The sequence below is a fragment of the Methylobacterium currus genome, assembly GCF_003058325.1.
Lineage (GTDB): Bacteria > Pseudomonadota > Alphaproteobacteria > Rhizobiales > Beijerinckiaceae > Methylobacterium > Methylobacterium currus.
Genome location: NZ_CP028843.1, coordinates 3,142,501 through 3,168,232, shown reverse-complemented (window position 1 = coordinate 3,168,232; position 25,732 = coordinate 3,142,501). Strand labels below are relative to the sequence as shown.

20 protein-coding genes (1 of these 20 cut by a window edge) are annotated in these 25,732 nt (G+C 71.4%); 6 read left to right on the top strand and 14 right to left on the bottom strand.

What is annotated here, in order from left to right:
* Positions 1 to 32: 32 nt before the first annotated feature.
* Together DA075_RS14825 and DA075_RS14820 are read right to left on the bottom strand one after the other, a co-directional pair.
* Complete coding sequence (locus DA075_RS14825; RefSeq protein WP_099953881.1) at positions 33 to 1,613, bottom strand: outer membrane beta-barrel protein; 1,581 nt, start codon at positions 1,611 to 1,613, stop codon at positions 33 to 35.
* A gap of 128 nt (positions 1,614 to 1,741) precedes the next feature.
* Positions 1,742 to 2,311 carry a GNAT family N-acetyltransferase gene (locus DA075_RS14820; RefSeq protein ID WP_099953880.1) on the bottom strand — a complete coding sequence of 190 codons (570 nt, stop codon included), beginning with the start codon at positions 2,309 to 2,311 and terminating at the stop codon, positions 1,742 to 1,744.
* Positions 2,312 to 2,385: 74 nt separating this feature from the next.
* Here DA075_RS14820 and mutL point away from each other — a divergent pair, with 74 nt between their 5' ends.
* The 3 genes from mutL (at position 2,386) to aqpZ (ending at position 6,411) form a co-directional block, all read left to right on the top strand.
* Positions 2,386 to 4,365 carry a DNA mismatch repair endonuclease MutL gene (mutL, locus tag DA075_RS14815; RefSeq protein ID WP_099953879.1) on the top strand — a complete coding sequence of 660 codons (1,980 nt, stop codon included), beginning with the start codon at positions 2,386 to 2,388 and terminating at the stop codon, positions 4,363 to 4,365.
* Positions 4,366 to 4,458: 93 nt separating this feature from the next.
* A complete protein-coding gene (locus DA075_RS14810) occupies positions 4,459 to 5,289 on the top strand; it encodes a Uma2 family endonuclease (RefSeq protein ID WP_099953878.1) in 831 nt (276 codons plus the stop codon).
* Between the two features lie 387 nt (positions 5,290 to 5,676).
* Positions 5,677 to 6,411: an aquaporin Z gene (gene aqpZ, locus DA075_RS14805; protein WP_099953877.1), complete on the top strand. Its 735-nt coding sequence runs from the start codon at positions 5,677 to 5,679 to the stop codon at positions 6,409 to 6,411.
* A gap of 141 nt (positions 6,412 to 6,552) precedes the next feature.
* Here the strand turns inward: aqpZ and DA075_RS14800 are convergent, their stop codons facing one another.
* Positions 6,553 to 7,050 (bottom strand): DapH/DapD/GlmU-related protein, encoded by a 498-nt coding sequence (locus DA075_RS14800; RefSeq protein ID WP_099953876.1) that lies wholly within the window; start codon positions 7,048 to 7,050, stop codon positions 6,553 to 6,555.
* Between the two features lie 456 nt (positions 7,051 to 7,506).
* Between DA075_RS14800 and DA075_RS14795 the strand changes: the two genes are divergently transcribed.
* Both DA075_RS14795 and DA075_RS36580 read left to right on the top strand, forming a co-directional pair.
* On the top strand, positions 7,507 to 9,390 hold the full coding sequence (locus tag DA075_RS14795) for a GumC family protein (protein WP_164712330.1): 1,884 nt from the start codon (positions 7,507 to 7,509) through the stop codon (positions 9,388 to 9,390).
* 207 nt (positions 9,391 to 9,597) lie between these two features.
* The gene (locus tag DA075_RS36580) at positions 9,598 to 9,741 is read left to right on the top strand and encodes a hypothetical protein (protein ID WP_164712328.1); all 144 of its coding nucleotides are present in this window, start codon (positions 9,598 to 9,600) and stop codon (positions 9,739 to 9,741) included.
* 183 nt (positions 9,742 to 9,924) lie between these two features.
* Here DA075_RS36580 and DA075_RS14790 read toward each other — a convergent pair whose 3' ends face one another.
* Entirely contained in the window at positions 9,925 to 11,247 is a 1,323-nt protein-coding gene (locus DA075_RS14790) for a chloride channel protein (RefSeq protein WP_244936579.1), read from the bottom strand.
* Between the two features lie 98 nt (positions 11,248 to 11,345).
* On the opposite strand from DA075_RS14790, the gene panE reads away from it, so the two are divergent.
* Positions 11,346 to 12,284 carry a 2-dehydropantoate 2-reductase gene (gene panE / locus DA075_RS14785; RefSeq protein WP_099953874.1) on the top strand — a complete coding sequence of 313 codons (939 nt, stop codon included), beginning with the start codon at positions 11,346 to 11,348 and terminating at the stop codon, positions 12,282 to 12,284.
* A 72-nt stretch (positions 12,285 to 12,356) separates the two neighbouring features.
* Here the strand turns inward: panE and DA075_RS14780 are convergent, their stop codons facing one another.
* The 10 genes from DA075_RS14780 to DA075_RS14735 form a co-directional block, all read right to left on the bottom strand.
* Complete coding sequence (locus DA075_RS14780; protein ID WP_099953873.1) at positions 12,357 to 15,068, bottom strand: AbfB domain-containing protein; 2,712 nt, start codon at positions 15,066 to 15,068, stop codon at positions 12,357 to 12,359.
* A gap of 185 nt (positions 15,069 to 15,253) precedes the next feature.
* The gene (locus tag DA075_RS14775) at positions 15,254 to 17,719 is read right to left on the bottom strand and encodes a tectonin domain-containing protein (protein ID WP_244936578.1); all 2,466 of its coding nucleotides are present in this window, start codon (positions 17,717 to 17,719) and stop codon (positions 15,254 to 15,256) included.
* 937 nt (positions 17,720 to 18,656) lie between these two features.
* The gene (locus tag DA075_RS14770) at positions 18,657 to 19,580 is read right to left on the bottom strand and encodes an aminotransferase class IV (RefSeq protein ID WP_099953872.1); all 924 of its coding nucleotides are present in this window, start codon (positions 19,578 to 19,580) and stop codon (positions 18,657 to 18,659) included.
* Positions 19,581 to 19,617: 37 nt separating this feature from the next.
* Complete coding sequence (locus tag DA075_RS14765) at positions 19,618 to 20,412, bottom strand: amino acid ABC transporter ATP-binding protein (RefSeq protein ID WP_099953871.1); 795 nt, start codon at positions 20,410 to 20,412, stop codon at positions 19,618 to 19,620.
* A 15-nt stretch (positions 20,413 to 20,427) separates the two neighbouring features.
* Positions 20,428 to 21,093 (bottom strand): amino acid ABC transporter permease, encoded by a 666-nt coding sequence (locus DA075_RS14760; RefSeq protein ID WP_099953870.1) that lies wholly within the window; start codon positions 21,091 to 21,093, stop codon positions 20,428 to 20,430.
* An 11-nt stretch (positions 21,094 to 21,104) separates the two neighbouring features.
* Entirely contained in the window at positions 21,105 to 21,770 is a 666-nt protein-coding gene (locus DA075_RS14755; RefSeq protein WP_099953869.1) for an amino acid ABC transporter permease, read from the bottom strand.
* 24 nt (positions 21,771 to 21,794) lie between these two features.
* Positions 21,795 to 22,631 carry a transporter substrate-binding domain-containing protein gene (locus tag DA075_RS14750; RefSeq protein ID WP_099953868.1) on the bottom strand — a complete coding sequence of 279 codons (837 nt, stop codon included), beginning with the start codon at positions 22,629 to 22,631 and terminating at the stop codon, positions 21,795 to 21,797.
* 101 nt (positions 22,632 to 22,732) lie between these two features.
* Positions 22,733 to 23,446 (bottom strand): GntR family transcriptional regulator, encoded by a 714-nt coding sequence (locus DA075_RS14745; protein WP_099953867.1) that lies wholly within the window; start codon positions 23,444 to 23,446, stop codon positions 22,733 to 22,735.
* A gap of 289 nt (positions 23,447 to 23,735) precedes the next feature.
* Positions 23,736 to 24,287 (bottom strand): hypothetical protein, encoded by a 552-nt coding sequence (locus DA075_RS14740; protein ID WP_099953866.1) that lies wholly within the window; start codon positions 24,285 to 24,287, stop codon positions 23,736 to 23,738.
* 180 nt (positions 24,288 to 24,467) lie between these two features.
* On the bottom strand, positions 24,468 to 25,732 hold the 3' portion of the coding sequence (locus tag DA075_RS14735; RefSeq protein ID WP_099953865.1) for an FAD/NAD(P)-binding protein. 136 nt of this gene lie beyond the right edge of the window; the window shows 1,265 of its 1,401 coding nt (coding positions 137-1,401); the start codon falls outside the window, past its right edge; it ends in the stop codon at positions 24,468 to 24,470.

The window sequence follows — 25,732 nt, the reverse complement described above, 5'->3', positions numbered from 1 at the left end:
GCGCGGCGTGCGTGTCGCAGGGAGAGGCCCGCCTACGGATTGACCCGCACCCCCACCAGATACGTATCCGAATGATAGCTCGACCCGACCGCCGTGCTGCTCAGCAATTCGCGGACGTAGCTCGCCCGGAACCCGAGCCAGCGGTTGAGGCGGTAATCGAGCTTGACGCCGGCGCTGTAGCCCTGCTCGCGGATGCTGGTGCCCTGGTAGTCGTTGCTGATCAGCGTGCCGGTGAGGGTCAGGCGCAGGTTGCGGCGCAGGTCGTGGGTCAGCTCGGCGACGGCGGTGCGGGTGAGGATGCCGCTCGCCCCCGGCACGATGGTCTCGATCACGCCGGTCGAGGCGCCGAGCCGCAGCGAGGTGAGGGCGGTCGCCGCCCAGGTCACCGAACCGTCGATCACCGGCCCGGTGACGTCGCGCAGCCGGCTGTCGGCGTAGTGGCGCGACAGGTAGCCGCCCGAGACCTCGCCGGCCAGAAGCCGGCTCAACTCGAAGCTGGTCCCGGCGCGCAAGGTCACGCCGTCGGAATCGCGCCGCAGGCCGGATTGGTCGACCGCGACATCGTGGACCCGCGTGTCGAGCAGGGTGTCGACGAAGGGGGTGAAGCCGGGGCGGATCTCGTAGCCGGTGCGCAGGCGCAGGCCGTACTGGTTGGCGTTGCGGTCGTCCTGGCGCAGGAGGGTGCCGTCGGCGAGCTGGGCGTTCTCGAAGGTCTGGCGATCGACGAGGCCCGCCACCGTGACCTGCAGCCGGTTGAAGGTCTGCGTCGCCCCGACGGTGCCGCCGTAGGCGGCGACGAGCGGCCGGTCGCGGACCTGGGCGTTCAGGTCCGGGCTGCCGGCGCGCTGGGTCGAGATGGCGTAGCGGCCCTCGACGTCGACCCGCGTGTCGCGGGCGACGTCGAGGCGCAGGCGCATCGCGCCGTCGCCGTCCGGCCGGTTGGCGTTGCGGTTGTCCGGATAGTCGAAATAGCCGAAGCGGGCCTCGCCGGTGAGCGAGTGGGACGACCAGTCGCTCTCGACGCGCAGCTCGCCCTGGCTGCGCAGGGCCATCGAGCCGCGGCGATAGATCGAGCGGTCGGGGTTGGAATCGTAGCCGACGCTCTGCTGGAGGGCCGGGAACAGGGTGAGGCCGCCGACCCGGATGCCGAGCGGCCCGTAGGGGTCGAGGGGATCGATCGAGCGCCGGCGCAGGAGGGGCGTCGCCCCGGCGAGGTCGGACAGCCCCGAAACAGGGACCTGCACGGTGGGGCGCAGGCGCAGGTCGTCGGCCACGCCCTGCTGGGTCGCCTGGCGGGTGACGGCCGTGGTGGGCGCGCGCGTCCGCCGCGGCAGGGGCGTGCGCGGCCGGGCGCCGGAGCGGGAGGCGGGACCCGGACGTCCGACGCCGCGGGCCAGGCCGCCAGGCTGCGCCGCACCGGCGCTGCGCAGGGCGAAGGTGCCGGGATCCTGGCCGCCCGGGAGCGGGCCGGCCAGGGTGGGATCCGTCGCCTGACCCAAATCCGCTGCCGCGGTCTGGGCCTGCGCCGGCCCCGTACCGAGCAGGGAGGCCGCCAGCGCCAAGGCCGCGAGTCCGGGGCCGGCCTGTCCGGGTGTTCGCCGCTCGTCCGCCACGGGCCTGACGCTCCGATCCGCCCCGTCACGTTCGACGGGCCATCATGGTTAAGAGCGTTACAACAGTGAGGGTTAAGTCCCCGTAACTGGCCCCGGGACAGGATTGTCCCTGCGGACGGATCCCTCTCTCACGGCTCCGGCGGGCTCGCATCGCCGGGGCCGAGGGCGCGCTGCATCAGCACGGTGTCGAGCCAGGTGCCGTGCTTCCAGCCGACGGACGTCAGCACCCCGACGGGCCGGAAGCCGCAGGCGGCGTGCAGGGCGATCGAGGCGGCGTTGTGCGAATCCCCGATCACCGCCACCATCTGGCGAAAACCCGACGCCGTCGCCTGCGTGATCAGCTCCTCCAGCAGGCGCCGCCCGAGGCCGCGCCCGGCCTGGTCCGGCCGCACATAGACGGAATTCTCCACGGTGCCCCGATAGGCCGGCCGGGTCCGGTAGGGGCCCGCATAGGCGTACGCCACGATCTCGCGGCCCGAGGCCATCCCCGCCCGCTCGGCGACCAGATAGGGATAGCCGCCCGCGACCAAAGCCGCCCGGCGCCGGCCCATCTCGGCCTCGTCCGGCGGCTCGAGCTCGAACGAGGCCCGGCCGGTGGCGACCGCGCGGGCGTAGATCGCCGTCACCGCGGCAAGGTCGGCCTCCGCGCAAGGCCGCAGGATCACGTCGTCGATCGGGGCCCCATCGTCCTGCGCCATCGCGGTCGTCCATCCGGTGGAAACGCGGAATCCCGCACCTTCTGGCGGGCCCGGCGAAACCTTATATTCGGGGCATGTCGCATTCACCCCCCGGACGCCCAGCGGTCCGCCGCCTCGACCCGGTCCTCGTCGACCGCATCGCCGCCGGCGAGGTCGTCGAGCGGCCGGCCTCGGCCGTCAAGGAGCTGGTCGAGAACGCGGTCGATGCGGGGGCCTCCAGCATCGCGGTGACGATCGCGGCCGGCGGGCGCAAGCTGATCCGGGTCGTCGACGACGGCGGCGGCATGAGCGCGGAGGATCTCGCCCTCGCGGTCGAGCGCCACGCCACCTCGAAGCTGCCGGACGGCGATCTCGAGCGCATCGACACCCTGGGCTTCCGCGGCGAGGCCCTGCCGTCGATCGGTGCGGTGGCGCGGCTCGCCATCACCTCGCGGGTGCCGGGCGCCGAGAGCGGCCACAGCATCGTGGTCGATGCCGGCCACAAGGGCCCGGTGCGGCCGGCCTCCGCCCAGCCCGGGACCCGGATCGAGGTGACGGACCTGTTCGCCGCCACCCCGGCGCGGCTGAAATTCCTGAAATCCGACCGGGCCGAGGCGACGGCGGTCGGGGAGATCCTGCGCCGCCTCGCCGTCGCCCACCCGCAGATCCGCTTCACCCTCGCGGGCGAGGGCTCCTCGTCCTCCGGCCTCGTCTTGCCGGCCGAGACCGGGCCGGGCTCGTGGCTGCGCCGCCTCGTCGCGGTGCTGGGACCGGAATTCGGCCAGAACTCGGCGCCCTTGAGCCTGGAGCGCGAGGCCTTCGCCCTCGACGGCCATGTCGGCCTGCCGACCTTCCACCGGGCCGCGGCCACCCACGTGCATTTCGTCGTCAACGGCCGGCCGGTGCGCGACCGGCTGCTGCTCTCGGCGGTGCGGGGCGCCTATGCCGACGTGATGGCTTCCGACCGCCACCCGGTCCTGGCGCTGGCGCTCACCTGCGACCCGGCCCTCGTCGACGTCAACGTCCATCCGGCCAAGACCGAGGTGCGCTTCCGCGATCCCGGCCTGGTGCGCGGGCTCATCGTCAGCGCCATCCACGAGGCCCTGCGACGGGAGGGCGGGCGCAGCTCCGGCACGGTGGCGGCCCGCACCCTGGAGAGCCTGCGGCCGGCGATTGCGCCGGTGCCGGCGCTTGCGCCGGTGCCGGCCTCTGCCGCCGCGGAACGCCGGCCCGCGAGCCTGTTCGCGCGCCGCGACGAGACGGCGCCGTCCCAGCCTGCCGGCTCGGGCCGGCCGGAGGAATTCGAGCGCGACTTCGGCCGCGATCTCGGCTCCGCGCCCTGGGAGGCCCGCGAGCCGGACCAGGCGGCCTATGAGGGACCGCCCTCCGCCGGGGGCTTCGGCGACGGGCACCAGGCGCAGTTCTCGGGTGACCTCGCCCTGCCGAGCGCCGACCAGCGCGTGCGGGCAGCCGAGGCGACCGTCCATCCGGCCGAGCAGCATCCCTTAGGCGCCGCGCGGGCGCAGCTGCACGAGACCTACATCGTCGCCCAGACCCGGGACGGCATCGTCATCGTCGACCAGCACGCCGCCCACGAGCGGCTGGTCTACGAGCGGTTGAAGCGCGAGCGGGCGGGCGGGGGCATCGCCCGCCAGATCCTGCTGATCCCCGAGGTGGTCGAGCTCGATCCGGTCGAGGCCGACCGGCTCGCCGGTGCCGCGGAGTCCTTGCAGGATCTCGGCCTCGTGCTCGAAGCCTTCGGCCACGGGGCGGTGCTGGTGCGGGAGGTGCCGTCCGCCCTGGCCGGCGGATCCTTGCGCGGGCTCCTCACCGACGTGGTCGACGCGCTCGTGGAGGGCGGGGCCGACCCGCTCGCCCGCCGCCTCGACGCCGTCCTGTCCCGGATGAGCTGCCACGGCTCGATCCGCGCCGGCCGCCGCCTGCGGCCGGAGGAGATGAACGCGCTCTTGCGCGAGATGGAGGCGACGCCGTTCTCCGGCCAGTGCAACCACGGCCGGCCGACCTATGTCGAATTGAAGCTGTCGGACGTGGAGCGGCTGTTCGGCCGGCGCTGAGCCGCGCCTCCCGCCAGGGAGCCGCGGGGAGGGCCTTCCAGACCGCCCGGCCCTCGCCTACCTTTGCGCTGATCCCATCCCCGGAGTCCCGGCATGCCCGTGGCGCGGCGCGGCGCGTTCATCGACCTCGACGGCTATGACCGTCTCTGCGCGCAGGCAGAGGACGGCGAACGGCTCGAATACATCGACGGCCAGGTCTTCCGCATGATGGTCGGTGGCTCAACCGCGCATCATGCCCTGACCCGGCGCCTCGACAACCTCATCGCGGACCGCCTTGCCCCCGATGGCCCTTGCGCGTCGTTCCGCGAGACGATGCGGCTCGAGGCCGGCGCGGCGCGGTTCTACCCGGACGTCTTCGTCTCGTGTGGCGGCCGTGTCGTGCCCGATCCGGACATGAAGGGCGTGGCGTCCGCAATCGTCATCCTGGAGGTCCTGTCCCCCTCGACCGAGCGCTACGACCGCGGCCGGAAGTGGCTCGCATACCAGAGCCTGCCCGACCTCCGCCATTTCGTCCTCGTCGCCCAGGATCAGCGCCGGATCGAGGCGTTCCATCGCGAGGGCACCGGATGGCGCTACGAACTCCTCCAGGCGCCGGACGCCGCCCTCCGGCTCGACGCGGTCGCCGTCGACCTGCGGCTCGACGAGATCTACGCGGTCGTCCCGATGCTCGCGACGGAGAGCCACGATCGCCCGCCGCGCCCCGTCTTCGGGCCGGCTCACCTCGCGCGCATCGCCGGCCTGAAGGGCCTCGCCGTCTCCCGCGGCGTCGAGGCCCTCCTCGCCGAGCTGGATGGCGACGAATGCGCGGCGGCGGTCACGGTTCTCGTCGGCATGGCGGGCCCGCCGGCGAAGGAGCCGTGGAAGGCGGTCCTGCCGGAGAGGCTGCATCACAGGCTGGACACGGCCCTGCACGGGGCGGCGTGATGCCGATCCGTGCCGGCCTGGTCGGTCGGATTCCCGGCCTCTCGATCGTCCTCGAATCGCAGCTCTCGCATGTGGAGCATCCGCTCGCCCGGCGTCGAGACCAGCCGAGTGCCACTCTGAACAATCGGTCGCAGTACCTTTCAGTACAGGCGTGGGGCGTTTCGGTTTTGTTACATTGAAATCTCCGGTATAGAAAGCTCGAACGAGCACCAAAGCTCGAGAGCCTGTTTGGGAAGGCCTCTCCTCCGACGGATCCGGGCGACGCGCGGCGTCGCAGCCGGGCCCGATGCCTGCGGCCGACGTCCCCGCGCCTGATCGAGCCGGCCCGAAGTCCGGCACGGGATTCCATCCCGCAAAGGACGACATCCCGCACGAGGAGACGCTCCCATGGACATCCGCAAATGCGCCGCCGAGGCGATCGGCACCTTCTGGCTCACCTTCGCCGGCTGCGGCAGCGCCGTCGTCGCGGCGGCCTTCCCGCAGGTCGGCATCGGCCTGCTCGGGGTCTCGGCCGCCTTCGGCCTCACCGTCGTCACCATGGCCTACGCGATCGGTCACATCTCCGGCTGCCACCTCAACCCGGCGGTGACGATCGGGCTCGCCGCGGGACGGCGCTTCCCGGGCCGGGATATCGTCCCCTACATCGTGTCGCAGCTCGTCGGCGGCGTCGCGGCGGCGGGCCTGCTCTACGTGATCGCCTCCGGCGCACCGGGCTTCGACCTCGCCAAGGGCTTCGCCGCCAACGGCTATGGCGAGCACTCGCCGGGGCAGTACTCCCTCGTCGCGTGCTTCCTCGCCGAGGTGGTGCTGACCCTGATGTTCCTGTTCGTGATCATGGGGGCGACCCACGGCAAGGCGCCGGTGGGCTTCGCCCCGCTGGCGATCGGGCTCTGCCTCACCCTCGTCCACCTCGTCGGCATCCCGATCACCAACCTGTCGGTCAACCCGGCCCGCAGCACCGGCCCGGCGCTGATCGTCGGCGGCTGGGCGGTGGCGCAGCTCTGGCTGTTCTGGGTCGCGCCGGTCATCGGCGGGGCTCTCGGCGGCATCCTGTATCGCTGGCTCAGCGAGGAGCCCGCGGCGCAGGTCACCGGCATGCCGACGGCCGCCGCGACGCACTGAATGCCGGCGCGCCTCTGCATCGACGCGTCGATGCAGAGGCGTTCGGTGCCGGCGGCGCAGAGTCGGACGGGATAGGCCGGCACCGTCGAACGATCCCGTTCGAAGGCGCTGCGGGACGAGTGCGCGGGCGGCCGGTTGACGTCAGCGGGCCGCCACCTCGTCGAGGCGCCCGGCCGGATCGTGAGGTTCGAGGCCGCGCCGGTCGCGGGCATCGCCCACGACCCGGCCGGGCACGCCGACCACCAGGGCGAAATCCGGCACGTCGCCGCCGACGACGGCGCCGGCGCCGATCATCGCGCCGCGGCCGATCGTGACGCCGGGCAGCACCGTGGCGCGCGAGCCCAGGGACGCGCCCGGACCGATCCGGGTCGGCCGCGCGCCGTCGGCCGGGACGGTGCCGCCTTCCGCGTGGCCGATCACCACCCCGTGGCCGACGAACACGCCCTCGCCGAGCTCGACCGAGGGGCCGAGCACGCTGTGCGAGGAGACCTTGCAGCGCGCGCCGACGCGGCTGCCCGCCCGGATCTGCACGAAGGGTCCGATCCGGGCGCCGGCGCCGATGCGACAGCCCGCGAGATCGACGAGGTCCGGATGCGTGATGCTGGCGCCCTCCTCGAGGGAGATGTCGGTGATCGGCATGCGGGCGGGCTCCGGTCTGTCGTCGCGCGAGACGTCTTTGCGCGTCGACCCGGAGCCTAGGCTGCGGCCGAGCCGCCCGGCAGCACCGGCTTTGGGGGCGCCCGTCCGGGCCTCTCTCGACCGGCCGGGGCGGGTGGCGCGGGCCGGTCGTGACCCGTCCGGGGGATGCGCCTCCTCCTTCGGAAGGGGGCCGACGCGGTCGATCCGCCCCGAAAGGCGAGGGGGGAGCCGATCGGGCTTAATCCCGCCTCCGCCGCCCGGGCGCCCCGGGGCCAAGCCTACGCCGTTCCGCGGCGTTCCGGCCCTGGCTGCGCCGGACGTACATCTCTGAGGGTCACGGGCGGATCCTCGGGGTCGAGAGATTCCGGGTGTCCGCCCGCGGCGGCCACCAGCGCCCGCGGGGGAGCCGCCGAATCCAGGATCCCCCGCCGCGGTCGAGCCGAAGAGAGCGCGATCTTGCTGAACAACCCGATCTGGACCGACCCGTCCCTGGCCCCGCGCCTCCGGGACGACCCGCCGGAGACGCGCACGCTCGAGGTCCGCGACATCCTCGCGTTCCTGCGTCGGCGCCGCGCCCGCATCCTCGCCTGTGCCCTCGCGGGGGCGGCGCTCGGCGCGCTCTACGCGCTGGCCTCGACCCCGGTCTACACCGCCCGGGCGCAGCTGGTGATCGATTCCAAGATGCCGCCGCTCTTCGCCGAAGCCGGCGGCGATGCGCGCACCGCCATCGATACCGGCCAGATCGCCAACCAGGTGGCGATCCTGCGCTCCGAGAAGGTCGCCCGGATGGTGATCGACAAGCTCGGCCTGCGGGGCGATCCGGAATTCGCCGGCTCGCCGCTCCGGCTCCCGGCCTGGGCCGCGGCGGCGCAAGGCCGCGCGGCTGCCCTGTTCGAGAGCGCCCGCGCGGCCTTCAAGGGCGCGACCGGGCGCGCCGAGGCCGAGGTCGACAGCGGCCTCGAGGCGGAACGGCGCCTGCTCGACACCTTCGCGGCAAGGCTCGACGTGCGCCGCGCCGGCCTCGCCTATGCGCTGGACATCACCTTCTCGGCCCGCGATCCGCAGAAGGCGGCCGACATCGTCAACGCCGTGGTGGAGCAGTTCCTGCGGGAGAAGATGGAGGCCCGCGTCGAGGCCTCGCGCTTCGCCACCGACTGGCTCAACGAGCGCGTCGACCGGTTCCGGACCCAGATGAACACGGCGATCCGCGCCGTGCAGGAATTCCGCGCCACGCACAATTACCGCATCCGGCGCGGCCGGCGCGACGAGGCCGACGGGCCGGTGGCGAGCGCGGGCACGCAGATCGTCCCCCGGGCCCCGGCCGACGACGAGCCCGGCACGCTGGAGGAACTGGAATCCGCCGCCGAGACCTCGCGCAAGGTCTATGAGAGCCTGCTGGTGGTGCTGGCCGAGGCGGTGCAGCGCCAGAGCGCCCCGGTCGCCGATTCCCGGGTCATCACCGCGGCGACCCGGCCGCTCTTCCGCTCCAATCCGGGCCTGCGGCTGACCATGCCGGCCGGCGCGGTGGCGGGAGCCGGGCTGTTCGTGATGGTCGGGGTCGCGGGCCTGCTCCTCGACGGGCGCGCCCGCTCCCGGCGCCAGGTCCGGGCGGCGACCGGGCGGGCCTGCCTCGGCTGGATCCCGGCCCGGCCGGATGCGCGTCCGGGGCTTCGCCGCCGCGGCCTGACCGACGAGGCGCGGCTCTGTGCCGGGCTGGCGGAGGGGCTGCAATGGACCCGGCTCTCCCTCGCCTCGGCGAACCACGCCGCGCCCTTGCGGACCATCGGCCTCACGGCGGCGGGGCGCACCTGCGGGCGCACCAAGGCGCTCGCGGCGATCGAGCTCGCCCGGCTCTACGCCGCCGCGGGCGCCCGCGCCCTGGTGATCGATGCCGACGCCGCCGACCCGGTGCTGCGCGCGCACGAGGCGGGCGAGGGGATCGTCGCGGATCTGCGCGGCTTCGGCACCCGGGCCTCCGAGACATGGCGCAGCGAGTCCTGGCGTGCGCACGTCACGGCGCTCGCCGACGGCTGCGACGTGCTGCCGCTCGCCCACGAGGCGCTGCCGTCGCCGCACTGGCTCGGCTCGCCCGCCATGGAGGCGCTGCTCACCAGCCTCTGCGACGCCTACGACGTGGTGATCGTCGACCTGCCGCCGGTCGGCCGCTCGGCCGCCACCGTGGCGCTGGCGCCGCTCCTCGATGGCGTCGTGCTGATGACCGAGTGGGGCCGCACCCCCCTGCGCACCCTGACCGAGGCCTGCGAGGCCCTGGAACACGCCCGCGCCCGGATCCTCGGCACGATCACCACGGAGGTCGACCGAACCGCCCTCAACGGTTGAGGCGCGGCCTCCAAGCCTCGCCAATCGCCCGCCAGTCAGGCATATCGTGCATGATTGGCGGGCAAATCGGCATGATGACGCCGGTTGCATGCGAAGTGCGCATATCGCAACTGCGAGATCGACGATTGTTGCGACGCAACATCGGAGGCATGGTCACGGACAGGAACCACAGAGTTCCAGTCCACCTCCCACTGCGGAGCCGAAACCATGGCCTCCTCCCCGTCGATCGCCGCGACCCGTCCCATCGCTCCCGCCACGGCTTCGTCCAAGCCGGGCCTGTTCGCCAAGATGCTGCGCCTCTGGGCCGAGCATAACCGCCGCGTCACCGAGTTCGGGATCCTGCCGCTCTGATCCAGGTCGTCCGGCGGGGGCGTGCCGACCGTCCGCACGAGGCTCCTCGACCGGACCGACGCTGTTCACAGGCTCCGCGTCGTCCCGGGGCTCACCGAAGGCGAGAGCCCGGGGTAACCCGATGAGGTGGCGAGGGAAGCGGCGCGTTCCGCGCCGCTGCTTCACGACGCCGTCCCGACCTGCTCACGCCGGACCGCTCACCTCCGGCTCATGCGCCCGGCGTCCGGTGATCCGCACGACCATCGGCTCGGCGAGCGCGTGGTAGAGCCCCTCCGGGCAGACCAGCTTCGAGGCCGCGTCGGCGATGAGCGCCGCGACCATCAGGGGAATCACCAGGGCGTGGTTCTCGGTCATCTCCGCCACGATGACGAACGAGGTGATCGGCGCCTGCAGCACGCCGGTCAGGTAGGCCACCATCCCGACCAGCACCACGGCCCCGACCGGCACGTCCGCGAACAGGCGCGCGATCTCGGCGCCCAGGCCCGCCCCGACCGCGAGGGAGGGGGCGAACAGCCCGCCCGGGATGCCGCTGATCGACGACAGGGTCGTGGCGACGAATTTCAGCGGACCGAACCAGGCATGGGTGTCGGCATGACCGTGCAGCAGCCCCTTCGCCTGCTCGTAGCCGGTGCCGTAGACGTGCCCGTCGGTGGCGAGCCCGCACAGGGCGACGCCGAGGCCGCAGAGGGCCGCGAACAGCACCGGCTGGCCTGAGACGAACCGCCCCGCGAGGCCGGGCAACCCGCGGGAGACCGCGATGACGATGCGGCTGAACAGCCCGCCTGCGAGCCCGCCGAGGAGCCCGCAGAGCGGCACCACGGCCCAGGCCCGGAGCGGCAGGGTGTCGGCGGTCGTGCCGAAATAGGTGTAGTTGCCGACCAGCGCCAGCGAGGTCAGGCCCGCCGCGATGATCGCCCCGAGGATCAGGCTCGAGGTCTTGGCCTCGTAGGAGCGGCTGAGCTCCTCGATGCCGAACACGATGCCGGCGAGCGGCGTGTTGAAGGCCGCCGCCACCCCGGCGGCCCCCCCGGCCAGCAGCAGGCCGCGCTGGCGCTCCGGCGCGAGCCGCCCGGCCGCCGCCATCAGGGCGGCGCCGACCTGCACCGTCGGCCCCTCGCGCCCGGTCGAGGCGCCGCAGAGGAGTCCTAAGCTCATCACCACGATCTTGCCGGCGGCAGTCCGCAGGGAGACCAGCGGATGACGGAGGCCCGCATCCTCGATGTCGCGGGCGGCGATCACCTGCGGGATGCCGCTGCCTTGCGAGTTCGGGAAGACCGTGCGGGCGAGGAGCGCCGCGATTCCGAAGCCCAGGGGTGTGAGGACGAGCGCGACCAGCGGCGAGATCCCGAGCACGGCCCGGAATCCGGCCTGCGCCGCATCGGCGAGGACCGCCATCAGCACCGCCGCGGCCCCGACCGCGATGCCCCCGATCACGAACAGCCCGCGCCGGACCCAGAGCCCGGCGAGATCCCGCGACCCGGACAGCCGCCCCTGCAAACCCCGCACGCGCCGTACACTCCCAAGACCCGGACCGCCGGCCACCTTGGACGAAACCGCCGGGAATGCGAAGCTCGACCGAGGCAGGACGGGTAGGAGGACACGGCATGCGGGTGCTGGTGGTGGGAGCCGGCGCGACCGGCGGGTATTTCGGGGCCAGGCTCGCGGCGGCGGGGCGCGACGTGACCTTCCTGGTCAGGCCGGCCCGGGCGGCGCGTCTGGCCGAGGGTGGCCTCTCGGTGAGGAGCCCGCTCGGCGATTTTCGCGTCGAGCGGCCCGCCACCGTGACGGCGGGTGCGATCGCCGGACCCTTCGACCTCGTGCTCCTGAGCTGCAAGGCCTACGACCTAGGCAGCGCCCTCGACGACGTCGCCCCGGCGGTCGGACCCGGCACGATGGTCTTGCCGATCCTCAACGGTCTCGCCCATCTCGACGCGCTCGACGCGCGCTTCGGGCCGGAGCGGGTGCTCGGCGGCTCCTGCGCCATCGCGGCGACGCTGTCGCCCGAGGGCGAGATCGTGCAGATGAGCGAGCTGCACGCGCTCACCTTCGGCGAGCGGGACGGGACGCGCCCGGAGCGCATCGCCCGCGTCGCCGGCATCATGGAGGGGGCGGGCTTCGCGGCTCGCCTGAGCGAGACGATCCTGCTCGAGATGTGGGAGAAGTGGGTCTTCCTGGCGACGCTGGCCTGCGGCACCTGCCTGATGCGGGCCCCGGTCGGCGACATCGTGGCGGCACCCGGCGGGCGTGCGGTGATGCTCGGCCTGCTCGACGAGTGCCGCGGCATCGCGGCGGGAGCCGGCCACGCGCCGCGGGACAGGTTCCTGGAGACCAGCCGCGGCACCCTGACGGCGGAAGGCTCCCGCTTCACCGCCTCGATGCTGCGCGACATCGAGAGGGGCGCCCGGATCGAGGCCGACCACATCGTCGGCGACCTGCTGGCCCGCGGCCGCCGGGCGGATCCGGCGGGGGCGTGGCCGCACCTCGCGACCGCCTATGCCCACCTCAAGGCCTACGAGGCCCGGCGGGCGCGGGAGCAGGGCTGAGCGCCGGCCTCACCGGACGACTTTCCCGGGCCGGAGCGGATCCCGCTCCGGCCCGGCGGCGCGGCTGGGGGCCTACCGCATCAGGAAGGTCTGGTTCGCCCCGCCATGGCAGGTCCACGCCTGCACCGCGGCGCCGGCCTGGTACGAGATTCCCGCGACGTCGAGGCAGAGACCGGTGTTGTAGACCGAGGTGAGGGCGTTGCCGGTCCCCTGTGGCTTCGACGTCCAGGCCTGGTTCGTCCCGCCGTGGCAGGCCCACTGATAGATCGGCGAGCCCGAGGTCGGCACCTTCGCCAGCGAGAGGTCGAGGCACTTGCCCGAGGCCTTGTTGACATAGGCGAGGGCGCCGTTGCTCGGGGTGCTCGTCCAGGTCTGCTCCGCCGAGCCGTTGCAGGCCTGCTGCGTGACGGCGCCGCCGTCGCTGCGGTCGCCGGACGCGATCGACAGGCACATCCCCGAATGGGCCGCCTTCAGGACAGAGGCCGTGGGAATCAGGCCCGTGGCCGGACAGAATGATGCGTCCTGGTTGTAGCTCTGACCACCATCCGGCTTGGCGATGTAGAAGCCGAAGTTCTGGTGGCGCAGGTAATAGCCGGGCCAGTCGATCGACTCGTAGGACGTGCAGGTCCCGGTGTTGCAGCCGCAGGTCCCGGCGAGGCCGGGGCGTGGGATGAAGGTCGCGCCGCGCTTGAACACGTCGCCGCCGTCATGGGCCTGCTGGACGATCTGGAAGTTCTGGTGGCGCAGGTACTGGCTGGCATTGGTGCTGGCCTGGAACGACACGCCCTGTCCGGCCAGTCCCGGCACCTGCCGGAACGTCGCCTGCTGGCGGTCATTCGCATTGGCCGGCACGACGAGGCGGGCGGTGCCGCCGAGATTGGTCAGGTAGCTCGTCGGATAGTTGCTCGCCTGCAGGCTCACCGCGGCGCCGGTGGCGACGCCCGTGCCGGTCCCGCCGGTGCCGCCACTCGTGCCGCCACTCGTGCCGCCACTCGTGCCGCCACCCGTGCCGCCGCCGGTGGACCCGCCGGTCCCGCCGCCCGCCTGGCCGCCCGTCTGGACGGCCACGGCCGGCGCCGTCACCTGGCTCGGCGCCGCGACGCCGGCGCCGAGCGCCACGATCACACCCGGGGAGGGCACGCCCTTCTGGTCGATCGCGACCACCTGGTAGTAGCCGGGCGGCGCGATGCCGGCGGAGGGCGGCGCCTGCATCGTCACGGCATTGCCGGACTGGGTGAAGGTCGCGACGATGCGGCGCTGGCCCGAGTTGAAGCTGTGCGTCACCGCGCTCAGGCCCACCAGCACCACCTGCGACAGGCCGCTCGGCGAGCTCAGCTCGAATTGCAGCGGCTGGCCGTGCTGGAGCTGCACGGTGGAGAGGCTGACGATCTGCGGCCGCGGGGCGATCGCCGTCTTGCCGTTCACGGTGGTGAACAGGTAGGGCGGGTAGAACACCTCGGCGTTCTGGTTGCTGACCGGCCCCGGCGCGCCGCCGCCGGCGACGAGGAGGGCGCCGTTCTGCATCAGGATCGCGGTCGAGTGGTAGCCGCGATAGACCGAGCCCGAGGCGCCGGCCGACCAGCGCCCGGTGCGCGGATCCCAGATCTCCGATTGCAGCACGGCGTCGCCGCCGGCCCGGTCGTTGAACTTGCTGCCGCCGGTGACCGCGACCTGCCCCGTGGGCAGCACCGTGGCGTTGGCCCAGGCGCGCCCGACGCTCATCGGGCTGGTGTCGGTCACCACCGGGTTGCCGGTGGTGATGTCGATGATCGAGGCGCGGCTGCTCGACAGGAAGCCGTTGCCGTTGTCGTAGCCGTTGCCGCCGACCTGGAGGATCTTGCCGGTGTCGAACATCGCCGCGGTCGAGACCGGGCCGACATTCGGCGCGTCGGTCGCCGAGGCGGCGTTGCGCTGCGGCTCCTTGAAGGTCATCGCCGTGACGGAGCCGTTACCGGCGGGGTCGAGGACCCACATCTTGTCGGCGGTGATGCCGAACACCTTGCCGTTCGGGGCGACCCAGGCGCGGGGATACCACCACCTGTTGTTCTCGGGCCCGAACGCGTCGCGGCTCTTGGCGCCGAACAGGCTGTTCCACTTCTGACCGTCGTAGAGCTCCGGGGTCATCCCGGTCATCAAGCCCTTGTCGATGCTGCCCTGGGGATCGGAGTAGCTGCCCTGGTAGGGGTAGGAGCCGCCCATGATGAGCTGCTGGCCGTTGGGCAGCGTCAGCATGGTCGAGTAGTAACGGTCATTGGCGAGCCGGGCCGTGACGGCGAACGCACCGTTCGCGCCGTTCGGGGTGCTGCTGACGACGAGGCTGCCCTTGTCGTTGCCGTTGTCGAAGATGCCGCCGGAGGTCATCAGCGTTCCGTCGGGGCGCAGGGCCTGCGCGCTGCAGAAGCTGTTGACGCCGCCGACGCCGGTATAGGTGGTGTAGCCCTGACCAAGGCCCTTGGACGGATCCCAGAAGGTGAAGGTCCGGCCGTCCTGGACGCCGGGATTGCCGACGGGAGTTCCGTACGACACGATCCGGCCGCTCGGCATCATCGCGACGGAGATGGCGTTGATCGGCCAGCTCTGCACGCCGGACCACAGGCCCATCGCCGGGGCGGAATCGGGCAGCGGCAGGCCGGCCATCAGCGGATCGGCGACCTGGTTCACCACGATCCGGAATTGTGCGGCCTGTGCCGGGGCGAGGAGGCCCGTCGCCAGCATCGTGGCGGAGAGGAGGGCGGCGTCGTGCAGGCGTCTGCGGGGCGGGCGGGGGACGATCACGGATGTCATGGTGCTGGGCCTGCGTTTCGGAGAACGGGTGAGGACTTCGACCGCAGCCGCGCGGATGGTCCGCCGCTCCGGCACGCCGATGTCCTGTGTGAGGGAGCACGACCGATGGTCGTGATCCGCGGGCCGGATGATCCCTGGCATCGACAGGGCCGGCCGGGCGCGTGGCGCCGGGCCAAGTTCTCAGTCTAGAAACGATAGATGTTGCGGTCGGCGCCGACGATGATCGCGCGTTGCGCGTTGGGGATCGTAACGGCGGTCGCCCGGACGTTGGTGTTCAGCTGCGTCCAGGCTTCGACCGCGTTGTCGCCGACCTTGCGCCACAGCGTTCCCACATCCGAGTTGACGACCATGACGCTGCCGTCGGGCGAGGCCGCGATGTCGGAGGCGGAGTGCCCGACCAACGCCCAGGCACCGCTCTGGTCGGCCCGGTAGACGTTCTTGTCGAGGCCGATCGACCACAGGCTGTTGCGGCTCATGACCGCGATCTTAGCCGCCTTGCCGGGGACTTGCGTCCACGCCTCCGTGTTGTCGTCCTTCTGCTTCAGCCAGACATCGTTGTTGACATTGACGACCGCGATCGTCCCATCCGAAGCGGCACTGATCGACTTGGCGTTGATGCCGACCCGGGTCCAGGTCTGTCCATCGTAGCGGTAGATGTTGTTGTCCGCTCCGATGCCGTACATGCGCGTGGCGCTGATGACTGCGATGTCCTTGTAGATCCCGGGAATTTGGACCCAGGCGTTGTTGCTGACGTAGCGCCAGAGAGAGTTGTTGTCGGCGTTGACGATGACGAGAGTGCCGTCTGCACCGATTGAGACGCGCGCAGCGGCAATGCCGATCTGCGTCCCGGTCCCCGATGCCGCAGTCGTGCCAGGGCCGGCAGTGCCGCCGGGATTTCCGCCGCCCCCCTGACCACCCGTCGTGGCAGCGACTGCCGGGGCCGCGACCTGGCTCGGCGCCGCGACGCCGGCGCCGAGCGCCACGATCACGCCGGGCGAGGGCACGCCCTTCTGGTCGATCGCGACCACCTGGTAGTAGCCGGGCGGTGCGACGCCGGTCGACGGCGGCGCCTGCACGGTCACGGCATTGCCGTTCTGGCTGAACCCGGCGACATAGCGGCGCTGGCCCGAGTTGAAGCTGTGCGTCACCGCGCTCAGGCCCACCAGCACCACCTGCGACAGGCCGCTCGGCGAGCTCAGCTCGAATTGCAGCGGCTGGCCGTGCTGGAGCTGCACGGTGGAGAGGCTGACGATCTGCGGCCGCGGGGCGATCGCCGTCTTGCCGTTCACGGTGGTGAACAGGTAGGGCGGGTAGAACACCTCGGCGTTCTGGTTGCTGACCGGCCCCGGCGCACCGCCGCCGGCGACGAGCAGCGCCCCGTTCTGCATCAGGATCGCGGTCGAGTGGTAGCCGCGATAGACCGAGCCCGAGGCGCCGGCCGACCAGCGCCCGGTGCGCGGATCCCAGATCTCCGATTGCAGCACGGCGTCGCCACCGGCCCGGTCGTTGAACTTGCTGCCGCCGGTGACCGCGACCTGCCCCGTGGGCAGCACCGTGGCGTTGGCCCAGGCGCGCCCGACGCTCATCGGGCTGGTGTCGGTCACCACCGGGTTGCCGGTGGTGATGTCGATGATCGAGGCGCGGCTGCTCGACAGGAAGCCGTTGCCGTTGTCGTAGCTGTTGCCGCCGACCTGGAGGATCTTGCCGGTGTCGAACATCGCCGCGGTCGAGACCGGGCCGACATTCGGCGCGTCGGTCGCCGAGGCGGCGTTGCGCTGCGGCTCCTTGAAGGTCATCGCCGTGACGGAGCCGTTACCGGCGGGGTCGAGGACCCACATCTTGTCGGCGGTGATGCCGAAGACCTTGCCGTTCGGGGCGACCCAGGCGCGGGGATACCACCACCTGTTGTTCTCGGGCCCGAACGCATCGCGGCTCTTGGCGCCGAACAGGCTCTTCCACTGGGTGCCGTCGAAGAGTTCCGGGGTCATCCCGGTGAGATACCCCTGGTTGATCGCGCCCTGGGGATCGTTCCAGCCACCAGCATAGGGATAGTTGCCGCCCATGATGAGTTGCTGGCCGTTGGGCAGCGTCAGCATGGTCGAGTAGTAACGGTCATTGGCGAGCTTGGCCGCGACGGCGAACGCACCGTTCGCGCCGTTCGGGGTGCTGCTGACGACGAGGCTGCCCTTGTCGTTGCCGTTGTCGAAGATGCCGCCGGAGGTCATCAGCGTTCCGTCGGGGCGCAGGGCCTGCGCGCTGCAGAAGCTGTTGACGCCGCCGACGCCGGAATAAGTGATGAACCCCCGGTCGAAGCCCTGCGACGGATCCCAGAAGGTGAAGGTCCGGCCGTCCTGGACAGCGGGGCTGCCGGAGGCGGTTCCGTAGGACACGATCCGGCCACTCGGCATCATCGCGACGGAGATGGCGTTGATCGGCCAGCTCTGCACGCCGGACCACAGGCCCATCGCCGGGGCGGAATCGGGCAGCGGCAGGCCGGCCATCAGCGGATCGGCGACCTGGTTCACCACGATTCGGAATTGTGCGGCCTGTGCCGGGGCGAGGAGGCCCGTCGCCAGCATCGTGGCGGAGAGGAGGGCGGCGTCGCGCAGGCGCATCCGGCGCCGGTTGGCGGCCTGGGTCGGGTCGGTCATGGATGAACTCTCGTTGGAGGGTTGGAATGTGTGCGGAGCGGGGTCGGTGTGCACTTCCAGCGCATCGGGATCCCGTGCGAGGTTTTCGGGGAGGGCGAGGCCGCTCTCGCGCCGCGGATGGCCGACGGATGCGACGATCGTGATCCTGTCGCCGGGCTCAGGACGACGTCGCACCGATCGACACGCCCTGCTCCGCCCGAAGATCGGAGCAGGGGCTCCCGGTCGAACCGGGATGCCGCCGCAGGGTTCGTCCGCGGCGCGAGCGGGGCGACCCTGGGGATGCCCCAGGGGGCGGACCGACCGCGAGAACCGCGATGATCGTCACTGCCCGTCCCATGGCTCGATCCCGCCACTCCGTTGTCCGGTTGCCCCAGTGCCAAACCTGACGGATGGGCGTTTAAATCTTGTAATCGGGCGCAGATAACGAATCATCACCGGCATTCCGCAGCGAGCGCGCCAGCCGTCGCGGATGCAATCTGAAGTGTAGGCCTGCGTGGGAGGCTATCAGCATTAATAAAGTGCAGACATATTTATTATAAAAAGCCGGACGCACGTGACATCCTGCACGCCGCCAGGTGACGTTGCGGCGGCGTAGGACGGCGCGTCCGCCATGTCTGCCGCCGGCCCGGGAATGCGACGCCTCCGACAGCAGTGCAGCGATGATCCCTCCTGCCGGACGACGGGGAGCCGCAACGCGGCCCGCCCGCGGGTGGCGCGGCACCGGACGATGATCCTGAGCGGACTTCGCGAAAGGAGGTCGGCTGAGCGACCGGCACCTGCGGCAGGGTAGCCGCCGCGTCGGGCGAAGCGTTCCTATGCGGCCTGCCGACGCACGTCTGCCTAAGCGGATTTCGCAAAGGCAATTGCAGATTTTGCGGCAACGATCTGCAAAAACAAGATAAGCGGAAGAGGCGTTGGCAAGCCAACGCAAGTCTGCTTAGCGGAGCGTATAAGCTTGGTAGAGCCGGCTCACCTCCGCGGTGACGGGGCCGGGCCGGCCGGCGCCGATGCGGCGGCCGTCGATCCGGGTCACCGGGGTGATGCCGCCCAGCGTGCCGGTCACGAAGGCCTCGTCGGCGGCGTAGGTCTCCGCCAGGGTGAAGTCGAGTTCGCGCACCGTGCCGCCGCTCTCGCGCCACAGCTCCATCACCTTGCGGTGGGTAATGCCCTTGAAGCTGCACCGCCCCGTTGAGGTCCACAGCTCGCCCTTGCGGACGATGAAGAAGTTGGTGGAATTGCAGCTCGCCACGAAGCCGGAGGGGTCGAGCATCAGCGCCTCGTCGGCGCCGCAATGGATCGCCTGGATCAGCGCCTGGATGAAGTTCAGGCGACTGTGCGAGTTGAGCCGCAGGTCGAACACGTCCGGCGTGCTGCAGCGGATGGTGGATGTCATCAGCGTGAGGCCGGCGGCCTTGGCCTCGGGCCGCGGCGTCTTGTACTCGGCGATGATGACCACCGTCGCCTGGCCCAGCGCGAAGCGGGGATCCTGGTTCGGCGTCCGCTTCCGGCCGCGGGTGACCATCAGGCGGATATGGGCGCCGTCCTGCATGCCGTTGCGGTCTAGCGTCGCCCGGATCGCCGCGACCATCTCCGCGCGGGTGAGCCCGATATCGAGGGCGATCGCGCCGGCGCCCTCGTAGAGCCGGTCCATGTGGTCCTCGAGGGCCAGCAGCTTGCCGTTGACGAGGCGCAGGCCCTCCCACACCCCGTCGCCGAGGACGAACCCGGCATCGAAGACCGAGACCGAGGCCTGGTCGCGGGGGAAGAACTCGCCGTTGATGAAGACGAGCACGCCCTCGTTGCGGGGATCGTCGAGGTAGCCCTGCGCGCTCGCCGCGCTGCTGGTCGCTGTGCCGGACACGGGTGGTTCCTTGGTTGGTCTCGAGGGGAGCGCCGCGTCAGAACGCGAACTCGCTGTGGCGCGCCAGGAAGGTGCGGGTCCGCTCGCCGCGCGGATGCTTCAGGACCTCGTCGGGGGTCCCGACCTCGTAGAAGCGGCCATCGGCCAGGAAGACGACCTTCGTGGCGAAGTGGTAGGCGAAGCCGAGCTCGTGGGTGACGAGGAGCATGGTGCGCCCCTCCTCGGCGAGGCCCCGGATGACCCGCAAGACCTCGCCGACGAGTTCGGGATCGAGGGAGGAGGTGGGTTCGTCGAAGAGCAGGATCTCGGGATCCATCGCCAGCGCCCGGGCGATCGCCACGCGCTGCTGCTGGCCGCCCGAGAGCCGGCTCGGATAGGCGTCGTGCTTGTCGCCGAGGCCGACCTTGCCGAGCTCGGCCTCGGCCCGGGCGCGGGCCTGGCGCCGGGGCGCGCCCTTCACCGTGACGAGGGCCTCCATCACGTTCTCGACGGCCGTCATGTGCGGGAAGAGGTTGAACTGCTGGAAGACCATGCCGACGCGGCGGCGGACACCGCACAGCTCGCCCTCCGGATAGACGGTCGAGCCGTCCCGGCCTGGTCGGCCGAGCAGGCGCCCGTCGAGGGCGATCCGGCCTTGCGTCGGGACCTCCATGAAGTTGAGGCAGCGCAGGAGCGTGCTCTTGCCCGACCCCGAGCCGCCGATGATCGCGACGCGCTCGCCCGACATCACCGCGAGGTCGATGCCGCGCAAGACCTCGTGCGGCCCGAACGACTTGCGGAGGTTCTGAACCTCCAGGAGGGGACCTTGGGCCTGGAGCGGGAGTTTCGTCATCGCGGGCAGGGCCTTTCAGCTGCGGGCGGCCATCCGCCGCTCGAGGCGGGCGGAGAGGACGCTGCCCGGATAGATCAGGACGAAGTAGACGATCGCCACACTCGTCAGGATCTCGAGCGGGCGGTAGTAGGTCGCGCTCAACAGGCGCCCCTGATCCATCAGCTCATGCACCGAGAGCACGGAGGCGAGCGAGGTGACCTTCGCCAGCTCGATGGCGCGATTGGTGAAGGCCGGCAGCATGCGGCGCAGGACCTGCGGCAGGATCACCCGCCGCATCACCTGGGCGCGGGTCATGCCGAGCGCCCGCGCGCCCTCGAACTGGCCCTTCGGCACCGACTGGATCCCGCCCCGGAAGATCTCCGCGCAATAGGCCGCGGTGTTGAGGGTGAGCCCGAGCAGGGCCGCCACGAACGGCGACAGCTGGACGCCGATGACGATCGGAAAGGCATAGAAGAACCAGATCAGCTGGATCAGGACGGGCGTGCCGCGGAACAGCTCCACGGCGCCGAGCGCCGGCTCGGCGATCCATCCCGACCGGGAGAGGCGGGCGAGGCCGAGGAGGAGCCCGAGGGCGAGCCCGGCCGACATGGCCGGCACCCAGAGCTGCACCGTGACGAGGAGGCCGCGCAGCAGCACGGGCCAGTTCTGCACGAGCAGGCTGAAATCCCAGTCGTACTCCATGTCCCAAGACCTCAGCGATAGGCGGTCAGGCGCCGCTCGGCCCGGCGCGCCAGCGCGCCCGCCGTCACGAGCAGGACCAGGTACAGGAGCGCCACCACGGTGTAGACTTCGAGGGGCCGGAAGGTCTGGCTGTTGACCTGCATCGCCTGGTAGAGAAGCTCGCCATAGGCGAGGGTGGAGGCGAGCGCGGTGGTCTTCGTCAGCTCGAAGGAGCGTTCCACGAAGGGCGGCACCATGCGGCCGACCGCCTGCGGCAGGACCACCCGGCGCATCACTTGCGCCCGGGTCATGCCGAGCGCCTTCGCTCCCTCCCACTGGCCCGTCTCGATCGAGACGATGCCGCCGCGGAACACCTCGGCGTAGAACGCCCCGGACTGGGTCGCGAGCGCCAGGATCGCCGCCGCAAGGGGATCGAGGCTGAGATCGGCCAGGACCGGCAGCGCGTAGAAGAACCAGAAGAAGTGCACGATCGGCGGCGTGTTCCGGTAGAACTCGATGAAGGCCGTGGCCGGCGCCCGCACGAGCCGGGACGGGGACAGCCGCATCAGCGCGAGCAGAAGCCCGAGCCCGCAACCGAGCACGATCGACGCGACCGCGATCTTGACGGTGTTGAGGAGCCCGAGCGCCAGCATGTCGAGGTGGCGCAGGACGGGCACGAAGTCCCAGGAATAGGTCACGACCGTCCTCCCCGGCGCCGGTCGTCAGACCCACTTCTCCCGCACGAGGCCCGGAACGGTCGCCGGGTCGATGCCGCGGGTCCGAAGGTACGAGGCGAAGGACTCCTGCGGCTTTCCCGCCGCGTAGAGGGTGGCGAAGCGCTCGCCGAGCCAAGTCCTGAAGGCCGGATCGGCGTCGCGGCGGATGCCGGCGCTCGTGGCGACGGGGGTGACCGGCTTCATCAGGATCACCTTGCCGAGCTTGAGCCGGGCGTACTGGACGACCAGGGCCGGATGGAACTGCGCCACCGCATCGACGCGCTTGGCCGCGAAGGCGGCCACCGCCTCGTCGTTGTTGGCGAAGCGGCTGACGCTGGCGCTCTTCAGGGTCTCGGTCACCATGCGGTCGACCGAGGTGCCGAGCGTCACGCCGATGCGGGTGCCGGGCTTGTCGAGGTCGCTCCAGGCGGTGGCCGTCTGGTCGGGCCGGACGAGGGCGCCGGCGGCGTAGTAGAAGAGCGGGGCGTCGGGAAAATCGATCGCCTTGCGGCGCTCCTCCGTCGGGTCGAGCACGAACATGACATCGATCTGGTCGGCCTGGATCGCCGCGACGCAGTTCGCCCAGCTCGTCTCCACCGGCACCATCGTCACCCCGAGTTCGCCCGCGAGCGCGGTGCCGAGATCGATGCCGACGCCGCTCCAGGTTCCGGCCATCGGGTCCTTGAAGAACCACGGCTCGGCCGACGTGACGCCGATGCGGAAGCGGCCGCTCCGCTTGATGCGATCGAGCGAGGTCGCGCCCTGCGCCACCGCCGGGCGAAAGCCCGCGGCGCTGGCGGCCGAGGCGAGGGCGAGCGCGAGAAAGTCGCGGCGACGGGTCATGGGGCTCTCCTGGGGTCGATCGGTAAGCGGGGCGAGGGCGGGGACGATCCGGCCTCGGCCGTCTCGCGCCGGGCAGAGGATGGGTCGCATGGGTGAGGCGGTCACGCGCGCCTCTCGGGCAGGCGCTCGCGTCCGACGAGGAAGGCCTTCGTCTGCTCGGCGCCCCGGCGCATGTGGCTCTCGATCTCGCGGCGCATCGCCTCCAGGTCGTCGCCGAGGGCGAGGCGCAGATAGGCGTCGTGGCCGTCGCGACGGGGTCCGCGCAGACCGTGGGCGCGGTGATGCGCCGCCCAGTAGAGTTGCAGCCGGCCACGCAGGCCGTGCCAGACGGTCAACAGGAAGGCATGCCCGGTCGCCTCGTAGACCGTGCCGTGGAAGCTCAGCTCGGCGAGGAGGCTCGCCTTGTCGTCGCCCGCATCGATCGTCGCCGTCAGGGCCTCGTGCCGCCGGCGCAGCTCGCTCCGGAAATCCTCGTCGCGCCGCTCCCATAGCTGCTCGAAGGCGAAGGTCTCCAGGTTGCGGCGGATCGAGTAGATCTCGTCCACGTCCTTGACCGAGATGTCGATGACGTAGGTTCCCGTATACGGAATCGCCTCCAGAATCCCTTCCTCGACCAATTGCCGGATGGCCTCGCGCAAGGGGCCGCGGCTCACGCCGAACTGCTCGGCGAGCGCCGTCTCGACGAGCTGCGTGCCGGGCGCGATGTCGCCGCCGAGGATCGCGCTGCGAAGGCTGTCGGCGATGCGGCTGCGGAACGTGTCCTTCGGCACGCGGGCGAAGCCGTCGGAGGTCGGTTTTGGGCGTCGAGCGGTCATGCGGGCCTCGTCGATCGTCGATTGTCAACAATCGACGAACTGACGCAAGAGGCCGCGTGCCTGCTCTGCGAGCGGCAAACGTGGCGTCGCCGACCTTGCGGCGTGCGAGGCGATCGCCGACGGTGGCCCGACCACGCGGCTTCGCCGGTGCGATGCTCCGATGCAGGGGAGAATGGCAGAGCGCGTCAGATGTGCGAGGATGCCGCCGATGCCGTTCCGCGCAAGCGCGTCGACACCGCGGCTGTTGCAACCGGATTGAAGTGTCGCAGCCCTCTGCAAACTAGACGTGTCACCCCGCTGCTGGCGAGGCTTGCGCCGACGCAGCCCCGCCGCGGGCTGGCCGCGCCACCGCCGCACGGCCCCGCTTCACGTACCCGGCCTTCTCGCTGTTGGTCTTCACCCACGGTGGCCGCAACTCGTCCTGCCGATCCTTCACGTAGGCCAGCACCTCCGACAGACGCTTGTTCTCCACGATCGCCGCCTGCGTCACTCGCTGGTCCTTGTCGAACATCCGGTAGGGCAGCGCCACGCCCTGCCAGCGCACCTCCAGGCGCCCGTCCGCGAACTGGTAGGTGTCCCCGTAGCGTCCCGCGACGCCCCGCGTCAGATCGCTGTCCTCCAGGATCACCCGTTGACGCTCGTACGACAGCGCCAGATCCCGCCCGGCATGGCGCTGCTCTCGCCACGCCAGCACGTCGCCGAGATGCTCCTGCGACAGACCCAGCGGCCGGTGCCGATCGTCCACCCGCACCGCCACCCGGGCCAAGCGCGCGTTGAAGCGCTCCATCTGCAGCACCTCGATCCGGCGCAACTCCCGCTCGCTCATCAGGACCCACCCCATGGCGACATCCCGCGTTCCGCGGAACAGGGGAATGTGCCATTCCACCTTGGCTCAGGTGGGACATGTTAATCCGGTGCCTCCACCCTCGATTCGCATAAGGTAGGTTATGGAACCATCGCCCGCGTTCCGTGCGCCCCCGGCAAGTCCCTGAGGCGGCACGGATTCTCTCGGCGGACGAGGTCAGGCCGTCTCCCGCGCGGTATCGGCCGCTGCATCCTGTAGCCGCAACGCCACCGTCCGCGCCAGCTCCTCCGCCTGGGTGCGGATGTCGGGCACCGCCGTGCATTCCCAGAGCGTTCCCCGCAGCAAGGGCCCCAGCGTCCAGAGCGACCGGCCGGCCTCGCCGCGCTGGTCGAGCACCGCGAGATCGTCGGCCACCGCGAGGCCGAGGCCGAGGGCATCCGGGCGGATCAGCCCGCGCCCCATCAGGCGGCGCAGGAGCAGGTCGTCGGTGTCGGCGACGCGTCCGACCCCGGATGCGTCGATGATCCGCTGCACCTCGACGATCCGCGGCGCGGCGGCGCCCCGTTCGCGCAAGCTGACCCGGGCATGGCCGGCCACGTCCTCGACCGCGACAACCCGGGCCCGCATCACGCGCAGTCCGCCGCCGGCGAGTTCGCGGCCGATGATCTCCGCAGCGGGCGGCGCCATCCGGTGCCTATGCACGTCCCAGAAGGCGCGGACATGGCGCAGGAAGCGGCGCTGCTCGGCGAGCGGCAGGCCGCGCCAGAGACCGATGCTGGCGCCCCGCAGGGCGTCGATCACGCTGCGCCAATCGACCCCGGCCGCAGCGGCCCGGCGCGTCTCATCGCGGAGGACCCGCAGCAGCGTCAGGAGCGACCGCCGGGCCGCAGCCGGGATTTCGGGTGCAGGCCAAGGCGCGGTCGCGGCATGGACCTGCGGCAGCAATCCGCGGCGCGAGACCGCCAGGATCATCCCGGCGAAGCCGCGCTGGCGCAGGGCCGCGACCGCATCGACCATGGTCAACCCGGTTCCGATGATGAGCAGCGGCAGGTCCGGCCGCAGGTCGTCGAGAGGCGCGTCGTTCCAGGGGTCGACCGTGTAGCGGCTGCGCGATCCGCGCGGCGCCCGCAGGTTGCCGCAGGCCAGGATCGCGCCGGCGACCCTGCGCCGCCTCCCGGCCGCGAGGGTCAGCTCGAATCCGTCCTCTGCCGGCACGAGATCGACGACCTCGTCGTTCTCGAGCATCAGGCGCGGCGCCGGCCCAGGTTCGGACAATGCCGTCAGAAGCAGGTCGGTGAGATATCGCCCGTAGAGCCCGCGGGCCGCGAACAGCCCCGCCGGCGTCGACCGGGTCCAGGCGACCCCGTCGAGGGGGCACGCTTCCAGCCAGCGCGAAAAATGATCCGGCTGGTCCGGAAACGCGCTCATGTTGGTGGCGCGCACGTTGAGCAGGTGGTCGCTGCAGCCGGTCGCGTAAGCGA

Bases quoted from the DNA above. Each gene is read 5' to 3' on its own strand.
- DA075_RS14810 (WP_099953878.1), top strand. From the start codon at position 4,459: ATGCCCGTGGCGCGGCGCGGCGCGTTCATCGACCTCGACGGCTATGAC.
- DA075_RS14775 (WP_244936578.1), bottom strand. From the start codon at position 17,719: ATGACCGACCCGACCCAGGCCGCCAACCGGCGCCGGATGCGCCTGCGC.
- DA075_RS14780 (WP_099953873.1), bottom strand. From the start codon at position 15,068: ATGACATCCGTGATCGTCCCCCGCCCGCCCCGCAGACGCCTGCACGAC.
- DA075_RS14760 (WP_099953870.1), bottom strand. From the start codon at position 21,093: ATGGAGTACGACTGGGATTTCAGCCTGCTCGTGCAGAACTGGCCCGTG.
- DA075_RS14765 (WP_099953871.1), bottom strand. From the start codon at position 20,412: ATGACGAAACTCCCGCTCCAGGCCCAAGGTCCCCTCCTGGAGGTTCAG.
- DA075_RS14745 (WP_099953867.1), bottom strand. From the start codon at position 23,446: ATGACCGCTCGACGCCCAAAACCGACCTCCGACGGCTTCGCCCGCGTG.
- panE (WP_099953874.1), top strand. From the start codon at position 11,346: ATGCGGGTGCTGGTGGTGGGAGCCGGCGCGACCGGCGGGTATTTCGGG.
- DA075_RS36580 (WP_164712328.1), top strand. From the start codon at position 9,598: ATGGCCTCCTCCCCGTCGATCGCCGCGACCCGTCCCATCGCTCCCGCC.
- mutL (WP_099953879.1), top strand. From the start codon at position 2,386: ATGTCGCATTCACCCCCCGGACGCCCAGCGGTCCGCCGCCTCGACCCG.
- DA075_RS14740 (WP_099953866.1), bottom strand. From the start codon at position 24,287: ATGGGGTGGGTCCTGATGAGCGAGCGGGAGTTGCGCCGGATCGAGGTG.
- DA075_RS14820 (WP_099953880.1), bottom strand. From the start codon at position 2,311: ATGGCGCAGGACGATGGGGCCCCGATCGACGACGTGATCCTGCGGCCT.
- DA075_RS14800 (WP_099953876.1), bottom strand. From the start codon at position 7,050: ATGCCGATCACCGACATCTCCCTCGAGGAGGGCGCCAGCATCACGCAT.
- DA075_RS14750 (WP_099953868.1), bottom strand. From the start codon at position 22,631: ATGACCCGTCGCCGCGACTTTCTCGCGCTCGCCCTCGCCTCGGCCGCC.
- aqpZ (WP_099953877.1), top strand. From the start codon at position 5,677: ATGGACATCCGCAAATGCGCCGCCGAGGCGATCGGCACCTTCTGGCTC.